Annotated in this window: 12 protein-coding genes; 6 read left to right on the top strand and 6 right to left on the bottom strand. The window is 45.4% G+C overall.

The genetic code is table 11. The annotated features are described in order from the left end of the window. Positions 1-17 precede the first annotated feature (17 nt). Positions 18-1,250 (bottom strand): dicarboxylate/amino acid:cation symporter, encoded by a 1,233-nt coding sequence (locus KQI_RS0101350; protein ID WP_010344882.1) that lies wholly within the window; start codon positions 1,248-1,250, stop codon positions 18-20. A 304-nt stretch (positions 1,251-1,554) separates the two neighbouring features. On the opposite strand from KQI_RS0101350, the gene KQI_RS0101345 reads away from it, so the two are divergent. From KQI_RS0101345 to KQI_RS0101335, 3 genes are all read left to right on the top strand, one after another. Beyond that, positions 1,555-2,457: a helix-turn-helix domain-containing protein gene (locus KQI_RS0101345; RefSeq protein WP_010344881.1), complete on the top strand. Its 903-nt coding sequence runs from the start codon at positions 1,555-1,557 to the stop codon at positions 2,455-2,457. Between the two features lie 67 nt (positions 2,458-2,524). Continuing rightward, on the top strand, positions 2,525-2,902 hold the full coding sequence (locus tag KQI_RS0101340) for a MerR family transcriptional regulator (RefSeq protein ID WP_010344880.1): 378 nt from the start codon (positions 2,525-2,527) through the stop codon (positions 2,900-2,902). A 288-nt stretch (positions 2,903-3,190) separates the two neighbouring features. Continuing rightward, a complete protein-coding gene (locus KQI_RS0101335) occupies positions 3,191-3,934 on the top strand; it encodes an SDR family oxidoreductase (protein WP_010344879.1) in 744 nt (247 codons plus the stop codon). Between the two features lie 63 nt (positions 3,935-3,997). Here the strand turns inward: KQI_RS0101335 and KQI_RS26555 are convergent, their stop codons facing one another. Continuing rightward, positions 3,998-4,627: an NAD(P)H oxidoreductase gene (locus tag KQI_RS26555; protein WP_010344878.1), complete on the bottom strand. Its 630-nt coding sequence runs from the start codon at positions 4,625-4,627 to the stop codon at positions 3,998-4,000. 239 nt (positions 4,628-4,866) lie between these two features. On the opposite strand from KQI_RS26555, the gene KQI_RS0101325 reads away from it, so the two are divergent. Together KQI_RS0101325 and KQI_RS0101320 are read left to right on the top strand one after the other, a co-directional pair. Further along, positions 4,867-5,256 (top strand): winged helix-turn-helix transcriptional regulator, encoded by a 390-nt coding sequence (locus tag KQI_RS0101325; protein WP_029389978.1) that lies wholly within the window; start codon positions 4,867-4,869, stop codon positions 5,254-5,256. A gap of 139 nt (positions 5,257-5,395) precedes the next feature. Continuing rightward, a complete protein-coding gene (locus tag KQI_RS0101320; RefSeq protein ID WP_010344875.1) occupies positions 5,396-7,555 on the top strand; it encodes an amidase in 2,160 nt (719 codons plus the stop codon). A 110-nt stretch (positions 7,556-7,665) separates the two neighbouring features. On the opposite strand, the gene KQI_RS0101315 is transcribed toward KQI_RS0101320, so the two are convergent. From KQI_RS0101315 to KQI_RS0101305, 3 genes are read right to left on the bottom strand one after another with little or no spacing between them, the layout of a single operon-like run. Beyond that, positions 7,666-7,896: a hypothetical protein gene (locus tag KQI_RS0101315; protein ID WP_010344874.1), complete on the bottom strand. Its 231-nt coding sequence runs from the start codon at positions 7,894-7,896 to the stop codon at positions 7,666-7,668. 5 nt (positions 7,897-7,901) lie between these two features. After that, positions 7,902-9,125, bottom strand: a complete 1,224-nt coding sequence (locus tag KQI_RS0101310) for a Ger(x)C family spore germination protein (protein ID WP_010344873.1) — start codon at positions 9,123-9,125, stop codon at positions 7,902-7,904. Beyond that, positions 9,106-10,635, bottom strand: coding sequence for a spore germination protein (locus KQI_RS0101305; RefSeq protein ID WP_010344872.1), 1,530 nt, complete (start codon positions 10,633-10,635; stop codon positions 9,106-9,108). Before KQI_RS0101305 ends, KQI_RS0101310 begins: the two co-directional genes overlap by 20 nt. Positions 10,636-10,812: 177 nt before the next feature. Here KQI_RS0101305 and KQI_RS0101300 point away from each other — a divergent pair, with 177 nt between their 5' ends. Further along, positions 10,813-11,925, top strand: coding sequence for a GerAB/ArcD/ProY family transporter (locus KQI_RS0101300; protein WP_010344870.1), 1,113 nt, complete (start codon positions 10,813-10,815; stop codon positions 11,923-11,925). 109 nt (positions 11,926-12,034) lie between these two features. Here the strand turns inward: KQI_RS0101300 and KQI_RS0101295 are convergent, their stop codons facing one another. After that, a complete protein-coding gene (locus tag KQI_RS0101295) occupies positions 12,035-13,462 on the bottom strand; it encodes an NAD-dependent malic enzyme (RefSeq protein ID WP_010344869.1) in 1,428 nt (475 codons plus the stop codon). Between the last annotated feature and the right edge of the window lie 12 nt (positions 13,463-13,474).

The following is a 13,474-nucleotide window of genomic DNA, read 5'->3' as shown; positions in this document are numbered from 1 at the left end:
ATCCGCCTCTCTGTACTTTACGCCTGTGTCACAGCGCCTATTTTTTGTTTGATCCAGTTCTTGCCTTCGATGATCCGTGAAATCACCATGCTAATGGCCGGATCGCCGGTTACATTCACCATAGTGCAAAGCGGGTCTGTAATCGTTCCCATAATAACCAGGATCGGAACCGCTTCCATCGGAAAGCCGAAGGCGGTACAGATGAATAGTTCCCCAATGAATCCACCGCTGGGAATCGTACCCACAATAATTCCGCTTATCAAAGCTACCAGAACGGCCTTTACCATATCTCCCGTACCCATCGTCATATTAAAAATCCCGAACAAGAAAATAATTTTGATCATTTGAACGGCGACTACACCATTTTTGTGCATGCTTGCGCCAAGCGGAACGATAATGTCGCCGATTTCATCGGGAATGCCCATTTGCTTCACGGCCAATCTGTTCACAGGGATACAAGCCGTACTGCTGCAAGTTCCCATCGCCGTGGTCAGTGGCAGCCATATATTTTTCCAAAAACGCTTGATTCCGGTTTTACCTCCGCCAAAATAAGTGGCCAAAAAGGAGAACAGAATGAAAAACAATATACAAAATGCCACGTAAATAATGGATGCCCGGGCAACGGACCAGACAATTTGATTGCCTACCTTGCCGATCAGTGTCGCGAAATAGCAGGCAATGCCCACAGGAGCGTAATACATAACAATGGAAACGATTTTATTCAACACAGAGGATAAACTATTAAGCAATTTGGAAACCGGAGCTCCCTCTTCTCCAATGGAGCTTACGGAAATTCCAAACAGGATTGCAAAAACAATCAAGGCCATCATATGCTTTAAGGACAACAATTCAACGAAATCGCTTACAGTTATCAAGCCGACAATATCCAGCGAAGCAGCCGCCTGATCCTGAACAGCCTTCCCAAAGCTAACCTCAGCGTTCAGGGCCGGATTAAAGATCAAACCGATGATCAATGCCAAAACAGCTGTAATGATGCCTGTAACCACCACCACCAAAAAGAAAATGCCCAATATTTTCCCCAGCTTTTTCAAATTGGTCATGCTCGCTATAGAACCGGCTATGGACACAAACACCAGCGGCACAATGATCACAAATACCATGTTCAGAAAAACATCTGCAAAGGGCTGCAGGACTGCGGATTTTTCACCCATAATCGTGCCAGCGATTGCGCCCACTAAAACACCAGCCAACAGTATAATCGAGAATTTATAGTTTTTTAAGACTTGCACCCTTCTTCCCCCCCGGGTAAATTATGAAATGAATGGCCCATTCCGTCGACTGAATGAAAGCGCTATACTTTTTAAGCGGACCGACTTATTGATATAAGTATGACACCCTGAGAGGGGGATTAAAATCATTAAAATAAACCAAAAATATAATGTTATTAGCTTTAAAAATATAACATTATTATCATTTTAATTTTTTTGATTCGTGAATATCACACTTATTTCCAGCCTGATTTTTGAATTTATTGATGATTCCGATGTTTCTATGCTATGGTTTATATAATAAAATTGATTCGAGGTGGCAGAATTGCTATACATCCATTTCAGTTGTCCTCCTTTGCCTCATCTTATCGTCGGGGGGGTATCGCTGTTCCGAAAAGGAGATCTTCACGAACGCCGTGTTCTTGAGCATACCTTTGACCTGATATTCGTTTTTTCGGGAGCTCTTTATCTGGAAGAGGATGGGCGCAAATATACGATCGAGCCCGGCCAATATTTAATTTTGACACCTGGCAACTTGCATAAAGGCTACAAAGCCTGTACTTCTGATACGACCTTCTCCTGGGTTCATTTTTATACAACGGGAGATTTCTTCTATTCCGATAATCCCATCACACATGTCGATTCCAAAATGAACAAAACAAAATACTATAAAAAAGATGTATTTTATATTTCGCTTCCCCAATACGGAAGGATTGACGACAGTCTGCACGAAATCCTCAAGAATTATATGGACAGCATTTCACAGGTTAAAATTGACAAATATCATAATGAAAAGCTGTTTTATTCATCAACAAAATCCCAGATCGAATACCAGCAGTTATTTCTGAGAATATTAACGATTTTTTGTGATTTACGTGAACAGGAAAAAGAAAAGGAATTGGCTGAGGAAATTTTCGATTATTTTTCTTCGCATTATCAGGACGCTTTCGATTTGAACCAACTTGCCGCCCAGTATTCCTTTCATCCGGCTCATATCATTCGCTCCGTAAAGAAAAAATACGGACTGAGCCCTTTGCAATTGCTGCTCTCTATCAGGGTCCAAAAAGCAATGAAACTCCTGGCAGAAGAACGTCACTCCGTCGGGGAAATCGCATCCCTTGTCGGTTTTACCGACTCTTCTTACTTTTGCAAGCAGTTCAAAAAGATATCTTCTGTAACGCCGTTGCAATACCGCAATCAGACGCGACAGCAAAGCTTTGATACATGAAAGGTAAAAGAGCGTTACATTAAATACGATAAAATACGCTAGCTTACTTTATACAGGAGGAAAGAACATGTCCACAATTAAGGAAGCTTCAGATATTACAGGCATCTCTGCTTACACGCTTCGTTATTATGAGCGGGAAGGTATACTGCCTGGTGTTAAACGTGATCCGAGCGGAAATCGGTTATACGATGAAGAAAGCCTGGAGTGGCTGCATTTTATTCTGGCGCTGCGGTCGACTGGTATGCCACTTGTGGAAATCAAGCAATATGTGGATTTATACCAGGAAGGCGAAAGCACACTCAAATCTCGCAAACAAATGATGCTTAAACATAAGAAAAAAGTAGAGAAAGATCTCTTGCAAACTTACAAATATTTGGAGCAGATCAATTACAAACTGGCGTTATACGATGTGCAGGAAAAAGAATTATCGAAAATGATGCCCTAGATCGACCTCCATACAAGTGTTTCTACCGAAACCAAGCGTGCTCATTGGAAGGGTTACACGCTGTTTTTTTGGGCAAATTGATTTAGAGCTAACTCTAATCAATTTGCCCTTGTTTTTACCGGTTTTTGGTGGGAATCATTTTTGAATTTTTATAAAAGCAGCGATTATTCAAGGTTTCCCAACTTGTGCTACTGATTTCGACTGAGGCTTGACTTACAGTTAACTCCACTTGGTACTCTAAAGTCGAGTCAGGAACGACTGGCTACAAAAAACAAAGGGGAATCCGATATGAATACAAAAGTAGCCATCATCACAGGTGCCAGCAGCGGAATGGGGGCAGCCATGGCCAAGCTCCTTGCTAAAAACGACATAAAAGTTATGCTGGCAGCCCGCCGTGAAGACCGTTTACAACAGCTGACGGAAGAAATCCGCAGCACTGGAGGTGAGGCCAGCTACAAAGTGACGGATGTAACCTCTCATGATGACGTTGAGTCGTTGGCGGAAGCAGCAATAAAAACCTACGGTCAAATCGACATCATGATTAACAACGCTGGGATCATGCCACTTTCGTTTTTCAGACATTTAAAGGTAGATGAATGGGAACGCATGATTGATGTGAACATAAAAGGCGTCCTCTATGGGATGGCAGCAGTGTACAAGCATATGGAAGAACGCAATGAGGGACATATCATTAATTTCTCCTCTATTGCAGGACACTTGACCTTTCCTTCCAGTTCCGTCTACAGTGCAACCAAACATGCGGTCCGGGTGTTCACGGAAGGCATGCGAACTGAACTGGGAGCCAAACAGAATATTCGGACGACCCTCATCTCCCCTGGTGCAGTGGAAACCGAATTGTACAGCACTATTACCGACACCTCGATTTATCCTACATTGGAGAAATTAGGAGGTCAGGAATGGGACCAACTTGACCCAGGCGACATTGCCAACACCGTGCTGTTTGCGATCCAGCAGCCGACTAATGTGACAATAAACGAACTGATTGTCCGCCCCACGTCACAGAGCTTATAATCCAGAACAAGTAACTCTTAACTTATATAGTTGAAGTGCTGTTTATTTATACAATTAGTTTACCTAATCGGTTATGATACCAAGTTCTTGCCCTCTGCCAGGGACAAGAACTTGTACCGTTTCCTTGGCATAATTCAAACCTAAGCGGTAAGCTTGGTTCAGCAGCATTTCGAAATGACCGGGATTTGAATCCAGGGTCTCATATAAGAATTCAACCTTGGAATTGGAAACACCACAATAATCTGCAATTCCCACATTCAGCAGATGAGTAATCATTTCATCATAGTTACGCTTCTTCATTTGTTCTTTCGAAACGCCAGCCAAACCAATCCACAAGACATGCTGATGATGAAGGTGGTTCGAACCGTACGCAAACCCATTGTTCCATACACGGTCAATATACCCCTTTAGCATAGCCGGCAAATGCCACCACCAAAGTGGAAAAATAAATGCCAAAGCATCATGCTCCTTCATCCGCTTTATTTCCATTTCTACTTCAGGGGAAAAGGACTGTTCCGCAACTGACCAATCGGGTTCGTCTGCTCCTTTTAAAACAGGATCAAAACCAATCCCGTGCAAATCCAATATCTCATAATCGTGGTCAGCCTCGGCAAGACCTTGTACGAAACGACCGGCTACCTCAAAGGTCAAGGAATCTTTTCTCGGGTGTGAAACAACGCTTAATACTTTCATGCTTGTATCTTCACTACCTTTCTTGTGCAGCTAATTTCTAGCCATGATCAATGGCTGATGCTATTATAAACAGTAGGAAAACGATCTGGAAGTACGCACTTTTAAGTTCTATAGGATGATACAGGTGCCATAGGAACATGGAAGTACCCTAGGTAGATTCCCTCGAAACTGGCCTGAGTAACGGATTGAAGTGATTGATTGTTCTAAGCAAATGTAGCCTTTTAATGAAGGGTTAGGAGATGACTGAACAGATGAAAAATAGCATTCAAAAGAAGTATCAAGTTGGAGTGGAAGCGGCTTTAGAAGTAATGGGAGGAAAATGGAAGCCTTTAATTATCTACCATTTGATGACAGGACGGAAACGAACGTCTGAGCTTCGTCGGTTAATGCCCGACATTACTCAAAAAATGCTGACCACTCAGCTTAGAGGCCTGGAAAAGGATGAGATCGTTACACGAAAGGTTTACAATGAGATCCCTCCTAAAGTGGAATATGAGTTAACGCACTACGGCTGGGGTTTAAAACCCGCACTAGATCTATTATGCTATTGGGGGGAGGATCATCTGGAAAAGATTCATGGAGACAAATCCAAGGTTTTGGAAGAATTCCAAGGCTGCTGCATAGAGTAAATTTAAGTTACTACTTAGCCCCCAGTTCATCCTCTCCCCTCCATTTCTGTTACGTTTGCCAGCCAACCTAAGTAGTCAATAAAAAACTGACATTGCCCACAAAAATAAGTATCCCACCCATTTTAAGGAGTGAAATGCTATGTGCGCAGGAATGGTAAAAGCAAATACAAGGAATGTAATCGGCAGCTATTGCATCGCGGCTGGTATGATTTTAACTCTCACGGGATGCTCGCTTGCATCCGCCGCTCCTTCGTCCTCATCCTCAAGTAAAACCAATAATGAACCCACCTCCTCCCTGGTTACATTTCAATTGCAAGAGGCTACGATTGCTCAGATGCAGGACGCGATGAATTCAGGGGCACTGTCGAGTGTCGAGCTCACAGCCATGTACCTTAACCGGGTATATGCTTATGATTCTAGTGGCATTCGGCTGAATTCCATCCCTGTTCTGAACCCTGACGTACTAAAAGAAGCCGCTCAGGCTGATCAACTAAGGGCGCAGGGTGTACCTACCGGACCTCTGCTAGGTATACCCTACACAGTTAAAGACAGCTACAAGGTTAAGGGACTCACTGTCGCTTCTGGATCACCAGCTTTCAAAAACCTGACCGCAAAGGACGATGCCTTTACAGTCGAGAAGATACGCGAATCGGGCGGTGTGCTGATCGGCAAAACCAACATGCCGCCAATGGCAGCGGGAGGGATGCAAAGAGGCGTTTATGGTCGTGCTGAAAGTCCATACAATTCGGATTATTTGGCTGCAGCCTGGTACTCTGGCTCCTCTAACGGATCTGGCGTCTCAACAGCCGCCAATCTTGCTGCATTCGGTATGGGAGAAGAAACGGTATCTTCTGGAAGATCACCAGCATCTAACAATGGTTTAATTGCCTACACGCCATCGCGGGGCCTAATCTCCATTCGGGGGAATTGGCCGCTCTTCCCTATACGGGATGTGGTTGTCCCGCATACGAGAACTGTCGAGGACATGCTCCGCTTGCTTGACGTGATCGTTGCAGAGGATAAGATCAGCAAAGGCGATTTTTGGCGAGAACAGAAAGCCGTTCAGTTACCTTCTGTCAACAGCGTCCGTCCGGGATCCTATTTAGAGCTGCGAGACACCCAAGCTTTGAGAGGGAAACGTATTGGCGTTCCGAAAATTTATATCGGTAAGGACCATGAGAGCTCAAATCCAATCAAATTCAGACCTTCGATACAAGTATTATGGGAAAAAGCTGCAAAGGATTTAACTGCTCTTGGAGCTGAAGTTGTGGAAGTAGATTTCCCCCTGCAGGCGAATAGCGAGAAAGACCGTGCAACAGCGAAAACACCTGAGGAGCGCGGTTTGATGCCAGCAAAATGGCATGATAAGGAATTCGGGCTGCTTAATCCTTATGCGGCTGAGGAATTCCTCAAAAGTGTGGGCGATCCGAACTTCCCGTCATGGGCTAATATCGACCCTGCAACCGTTTTCCCGAATCCGCCAGGTTCGGTAGATGCCAAACGTGGCAGAGATCTCGGTCGATACGACGCGTTCATTGAAACCATAAAAAAAGGCGTCACCCCATACGAACAAATTCCACAATTTTATGAAGCACTGCAGGGGCTTGAGAATGTTCGAAAGATTGATTTTGAAGATTGGATGAAGCAAAACAACCTTGATTTCATATCGTTCCCAGCAAATTCCAATATCGGCAAAGCCGATTCCGATGTAAATGAAACATCCTATGAGGAAGCTTGGGAGAATGGAAATTATTTCTCCAATACGAATTACATTCTGCGCGAATATGGAATCCCAAGTGTGTCCGTAAGCATGGGCGCTATGAAGGATACCGGTATGCCCGTTAATCTGACGATGGCGGGTGCCGCATACAGCGATAATGACCTGTTGCGCTACGCTTATTCCTATGAGCAGGCGACAAAAAACCGTCCTATCGCAACGCGTACACCAGCGCTTGAGAACGAAACCTTCTCCTATAACCCGCAAACTGTGCTCCCACCCTCTAAACGCAAGGAAACAGAAGTCCCTGTGCTTAAGTTGAATGCCTCGATCAAGGACGATGTTCTCGCTTTGGACGGTTCAGTCACAGATCAAAGCGCTATCGCGCAGCTCAAAGTTTATGTCAATGGCATTCGTGTCATGATTACAGAAGATAAAGCCAATTGGTCAGTAGCACTACCTACTACTAAATACAAACAGGCTGGGGCCTCCCAAGCCGATATGCTGCATATTCTCGTGCTGGCAAAGGATATTTACGGAAATACTTCTGCTCAAGTCAAGTCTGTCACTTTACCCCAATGACGAAGGACCTCATCACCCGCCCCATCTAAATGACGGAGGGAACTTTACAAATGTCAGGTTCCCTCTCTTCTCGTGCTACAGCACATTGCTGCAGCTGCCCGTTCACCAACCTAATAAAACCAGGATGTAAACAGATTGTTAACCGGTTTATAAACCATCATGACCAGAAGCAGTGGGCTCGGCACATTGATTTTGTACAAGGTACAGACCACCGCACCAATGCCCGTGATCCAGAACAAGCCCCAGACCAGAAGGTCGCGGCGTCTGCTTCCTCTTGTCAGCAAAGGCACATCGATGATCACACAAGCCGCCGCTATAGCCAGAAAAAGCAGTAACACCATTGCGATCACTCCTTAATATCTTGAAGAAAGGATTTGTCTGTAATGCCAATCCGGTTAATTGTCACGTTGGCTTTGTAATGGATGGGTAGTGATTTTAGGTAAGTGTCCCCTTTTTCCCGTTGCAGCCTCGCCCAAGCTTGGGGATTGGCACGATAGATCAACTGTCCAAAGCCCATTGTATCCGCATTGTAGCGCTCATTAATTTGCTCAACTGCCGTTTTCATTCGCAAGATAATTCGTTCTTCCGACTTCCGTTCCAGCTCTGTAATCACGCGCTCTGCTTCCAGATTATCTTTGCTCATTACCTCTTCAACATTACACAAGGCCTTTACATGGATGTAAATATGTGGTTCGCCGTCAATAAACTTGACTTTACGTTTGGTGTCTGTTTGTAGCGCTTCAATGACGATGGGACGTCCGTTGTCTCCTGTCAAAGGACCTGAGCTTTTGACAACGTTATTGGTGACATAATTGTAGCCGATCGTCTCGTTATCATTTAACCACCCGATCATCTTATCCTTCCTGAATACGGCTATATTACTGTAACGCAATCTGACTGGAGGCGAGCTATCTTCCAGATTGCTCTTCTTTTCGCCCTCACTGACATTGCCGGACATCTTCACTCCGGTCAACACCGGATTCTTCCCCTGGTACAGCAGATCTTCAATAAATTTGTTCAAAGGAACAGCGACTGTTTTGGCCGATGACTTATATGATTGGTCCAGGGAATTATACAATTTACTTGCTGGCAATTTCTCTAGCGGGGTAAGGACCTTCAGGACATCTTCGGCAGTGGTGTCTTTGGCGACCATAGCGTAGAAATCATTACGCGGCTCCCGGCTACGCTTCAGCATATCAAGTACCTCGCCAATTCCGGCGCGGGCAAGCTCCTCTCCGATCACCAGTATACGGATATGCCCATAGTAGCTGGCTCGCGCGCTTTCGAGACTGTACTTGCGCTGGGCTTCATAGATCGTGGGTACCGTGAAACTAGATACAGTCACCGGCACCGCGGCACCTCCCGCCCCTCCTGCCGCCTGCGAGGCAATTGCTGAAGGAATAACCACCTGCAGCGTAACTTTATAGCCAGATTCAGCCTTATCTAGCCCCATCCCCAGCACAAAGGCCATTTCATTTAACTCCTGTCTTTCCCAGCACCCGCTAATCAGCAAAGGGACCAAAAGAGCAAGCAGCAGCCGCGAAACAGTTTTACGGTTTTTTGGACTCATCTGCCGACTCCTTTCGCTTGGTTGTGCTTTGGCGGTCAAGGTTTTGAACCATATTTTCTGCCGGCCTTGTCTTTAAAAGCGGCCAGGGAAAGCGGAAAATGGAATCCTTCAGATCATTTGAACGGTATGGCCCGATCGGACTCATATAGGGCATGCCGAAAGAACGCAGACCCGCCAAATGAAGCACAATCAAAAAGATACCGAATAGAATCCCGAATAATCCAAGAAAGCCGGCCAGACCAATAAGTACAAAACGAATAATTCTTGCAGCTATCGACATGCCCGACTCTGGTATGACAAAGCTGGCTATAGCCGTAATGGACACAATGATAACCATAGCTGAAGAGATAAAACCCGCTGCAACCGCCGCCTGACCTATGACAAGTGTTCCAACAATGGATATCGCCTGCCCTATATTTTTTGGAATTCTCACTCCCGCTTCCCGCAGAATCTCATACGTTAATTCCATAAGCACCGCCTCCACAAATGCGGGAAAAGGTACGTTTTCTCTCTGTGCGGCAAGACTAATAACCAGATTGGTAGGGATCATCTCCTGATGATAAGTCGTAACCGCCACATAAAAGGAAGGGGCAAGCAGCGTAATAAAAAAGGAAAGAAAACGGATAAACCGCAGCAAGGTGGCGATATCGGCCCGCTGATAATAATCTTCAGCAGACTGAAAAAAGGTGACAAAAAAGGTAGGCACCAGCAGGACAAATGGTGTTCCATCCACAAGAATCGCTACTTTGCCTTCGAGGATTCCCGCTGCGATGGTATCCGGTCGGTCGCTGTTATAGATCGTGGGAAACGGCGTAGCAGCCGTATCTTGAATAAATTCCTCGATATATCCGCTCTCCAGAATACTGTCCGTATCGATTTTGGCCAATCTGCGCTTCACTTCCTGTACCAGGTCAGGGTTTGCGATGTTGGTGAGATACATAATGGATACGCTAGTTTGAGTCACCTTACCGATCTGGAAAGTTTCCAGCCACAATTGGCTGTCTTTAATCTTCCTTCGGATCAGCGCCGTGTTTGTCCGCATATTTTCTGTAAATCCTTCCATCGGCCCACGTACAACTGATTGTGAGCTTGGTTCGCCTACATTGCGGTCCTCCCATCCAGGCAGTCCGATCCGCAGGGCGCTGGAGGTTCCGTCAACCAGCACCATGATATTACCGGATAGCAGTTCATGAACAAATTGCCCAAGATCATGCGTGACGGACAGATCCCCCGCAATCAGCATACGTTTTCGCAAAAGCTCCATCTTCTGATTAGCATCAAGATCTCTCATCTGCTCAGGGTTACAGCGTTCCTGAAGTGAAAATAATATGGAGTTATGCAGCACCTGAGTATCCACAAGGCCATCAATATAAAGCAAGGCGATATGCGTAGACTCATCCAACTGCAACTCTTTAGTGATCAAATCGGTGCTTGTCCCGAGCAGTTGAACCAACTGCACCACATTATCCTCCAGGCGATGTGATAGTGTGCCCGTAATTATATCCTTCATGTCGCAACCTCCGCATTCCGTGAGCAAGCTGCAGATAGTATGACTGAAGAAGTTGATAATTATTCCGTCACATCCCTTTTCGACCATCAATTAATAATTATGTTATAAAATCACATACTAAAGGAAATGACAAAAGAAAACTTGAGAGACAGTTTGCAGCAGATTTGGAGGAATCTCATGAATCTTGAAAAAGATCGGATTAGTACGGCTCAAATGATGATGCTTGGGCTTTTTTCGCTCATCGGGGAAATGGCACTGGTTTATCCCGCGGCAATAACAACAGGAGCCCACGAGGATGCGTGGATTGCTGGCATAATTAGTATTCCACTAGGACTTGCAATCGTAAAGCTGATGGTATCTGCATCAAATATTGATCCAACTAAAACGATTATTGAGCTTTCACTACAAGTATTAGGAACATGGGTGGGTGGAGTTGTAGCGTTGAGCTATTTATTCTTTTACCTGATAGCAGCCTCCACCTATGTCAGAGAAATCGAAGATTTCATGTGCACACAGATTTACGAGGCGACACCCGGCGGGGTCATTCGCTTCATGGCAATTTTTCTGCTGGTGTATGGCTTGCGGCTGGGTCTTGAAACGCTGGGCAGAGCAGCCCAGATTTTCTTCCCTTTCTTTGCGTTTTTTCTGATTTGCCTAGTCATTCTCCTGTTCCCTGATGTCAAGATAGAGCGTATCTATCCTATTTTGAATACACCGTTTCCTGACATGCTGCACACCATTATGTTCGGCGTATTTTATCCCTTTGGAGAAATTTGCGTGTTCTTCATGGTGTACCCCTATGTCCAAAAACAAAGCAATACAAGCCGCAATTTATTTATTTCCCTGTTGATCGGGGCCGTTGCACTCAATCTTATTTTGTTTCTCTCCCTGACAGTACTCGGGGCATATTTCTCAGAGCACGAATTTTTCGCTGCCTATATTCTTGCCCAGAGAATCAACATTGCTAATTTTCTGCAGCGGCTCGAGGCATTAATGGCTACCACGTGGATCATCAGCACCTATTTCAAGACAGCGCTGTTCTTCCACGCATTTGTCTTGGGGACAGCTCAGCTTTTAAAGCTTAAATCCTATCGTCCATTGATCTTTCCAGTGGCGTTTTTGATTTACGGATTATCGCATCTGATTGCAAAGGATATTATTTTCTATATGAAGGAAATCCCTAACTATTGGGTGGACTGGGATCTCACTTATGCCCTCGTATTCCCGTTAATCCTGCTCATTGTTCATCATATCAGGAAACGCATCAACCAAAACAATCAGACTACGTAACCCATTCGATACATACTCCCATCATGAATGTCCAACCATAAAAATAGTTGTCGCCGAGGAACTCTCAGCGACAACTGTTCGGTAGGTATATCCATCACCATGTAAAGAATTATCCGTAACTTGCATCTCTCATGCTTTTCTGTGCAACCCCGGTACGATACGCCGCTTCAATCACGGCATCTCTAACTTTTCTTACCACTTCCTGATTGAATACGCTCGGAATAATATATGTTTCGCTCAGTTCGTCATCTGTAATAACGGAGGCGATTGCTTGTGCGGCTGCCAGCTTCATGGCTTCGTTGATTTCGCTCGCTCTGCAATCCAATGCGCCACGGAAAATACCCGGGAAGCATAGCACATTGTTAATCTGATTGGGAACATCGGATCTCCCGGTTGCCAGGATCTTAACGTAAGGTTTGGCCAACTCCGGGTCAATCTCCGGAATCGGGTTCGCCATGGCAAAGACGATTGGATCCTTCGCCATAGAGCGAACATCATCTACTTTTAGAATGTTGGGAGCCGATACGCCAATAAAAACATCCGCATTCTTAATGACTTCGGACAAGTTGCCGGCTTCCAGGTTCGGATTCGTCATCTGAGCAAATTCAGTCCAATGGGGATTGTCATAATGTGCCCCCCGATGAATAGCGCCATTACGGTCCACCCCGATTAAATTCCTCACACCAGCGGACAGCAACATTTTCGAACAAGCGATGCCCGCTGCTCCGATGCCATTGACAACGACCTTAATCTCCGACATTTGCTTGCCAGTAATTTTGAGTGCATTCAACAAACCCGCTAATATGGCAACGGCTGTACCGTGCTGATCATCGTGAAATACCGGGATATCTAGCTCCTGTTTCAAACGCTCCTCAATTTCGAAGCAACGCGGTGCCGAAATATCCTCCAGATTGATGCCACCGAATGCCGGAGCCATGGCCTTAATGGTTCGGACCAATTCGTCAGGGTCTTTCATGTCCAGGCAAATCGGAAAAGCGTCCACATCTGCGAATTGCTTGAACAACATAGCCTTGCCTTCCATCACTGGCATAGCCGCCAATGGTCCGATATCTCCCAGCCCCAGAACGGCCGTTCCATCGGTAACGATCGCAATCGTATTGCTTTTGATCGTCAGCGAGTAGGCTTTGCTGGGTTGTTCCGCAATCGCCGTACATATGCCGGCGACACCGGGAGTATACACCCGTGACAAGTCGTCACGGTTCTTCACCGATATTTTAGAGGCAATTTCAATCTTCCCGCCCAAATGTGCAAGGAAAGTCCGGTCTGACACGTGAATTATTTTGACACCACCCAGCTTCTGAAGCGACTCACTGATCAATTGGCTGTGTGCTTGATCGAATACGTTCACAGCGATATCGTGGATGGTGCTCGTGTGATTGGACGAGATGACATCAATCCCCACAATATCTCCGCCCGTTTTTTCAATTATTGCAGCGATATCGCTGAGAGGGGTTTGTCCTTTTTCTTTTTGAATCCGAAATATCATATAAGTGCTGGCACCGCTTGACACTGACATTTTTTGTCACTC

It is taken from the genome of Paenibacillus peoriae KCTC 3763 (genome assembly GCF_000236805.1).
GTDB classification, from domain to species: domain Bacteria; phylum Bacillota; class Bacilli; order Paenibacillales; family Paenibacillaceae; genus Paenibacillus; species Paenibacillus peoriae.
The sequence above is the reverse complement of the archived record's forward strand: the minus strand, read 5'-3'. Positions and strand labels throughout refer to the sequence as shown.

Bases quoted from the DNA above. Each gene is read 5' to 3' on its own strand.
- KQI_RS0101340 (WP_010344880.1), top strand. From the start codon at position 2,525: ATGTCCACAATTAAGGAAGCTTCAGATATTACAGGCATCTCTGCTTAC.
- KQI_RS0101335 (WP_010344879.1), top strand. From the start codon at position 3,191: ATGAATACAAAAGTAGCCATCATCACAGGTGCCAGCAGCGGAATGGGG.
- KQI_RS26555 (WP_010344878.1), bottom strand. From the start codon at position 4,627: ATGAAAGTATTAAGCGTTGTTTCACACCCGAGAAAAGATTCCTTGACC.
- KQI_RS0101325 (WP_029389978.1), top strand. From the start codon at position 4,867: ATGACTGAACAGATGAAAAATAGCATTCAAAAGAAGTATCAAGTTGGA.
- KQI_RS0101320 (WP_010344875.1), top strand. From the start codon at position 5,396: ATGTGCGCAGGAATGGTAAAAGCAAATACAAGGAATGTAATCGGCAGC.
- KQI_RS0101315 (WP_010344874.1), bottom strand. From the start codon at position 7,896: ATGGTGTTACTGCTTTTTCTGGCTATAGCGGCGGCTTGTGTGATCATC.
- KQI_RS0101310 (WP_010344873.1), bottom strand. From the start codon at position 9,125: ATGAGTCCAAAAAACCGTAAAACTGTTTCGCGGCTGCTGCTTGCTCTT.
- KQI_RS0101305 (WP_010344872.1), bottom strand. From the start codon at position 10,635: ATGAAGGATATAATTACGGGCACACTATCACATCGCCTGGAGGATAAT.
- KQI_RS0101300 (WP_010344870.1), top strand. From the start codon at position 10,813: ATGAATCTTGAAAAAGATCGGATTAGTACGGCTCAAATGATGATGCTT.
- KQI_RS0101295 (WP_010344869.1), bottom strand. From the start codon at position 13,462: ATGTCAGTGTCAAGCGGTGCCAGCACTTATATGATATTTCGGATTCAA.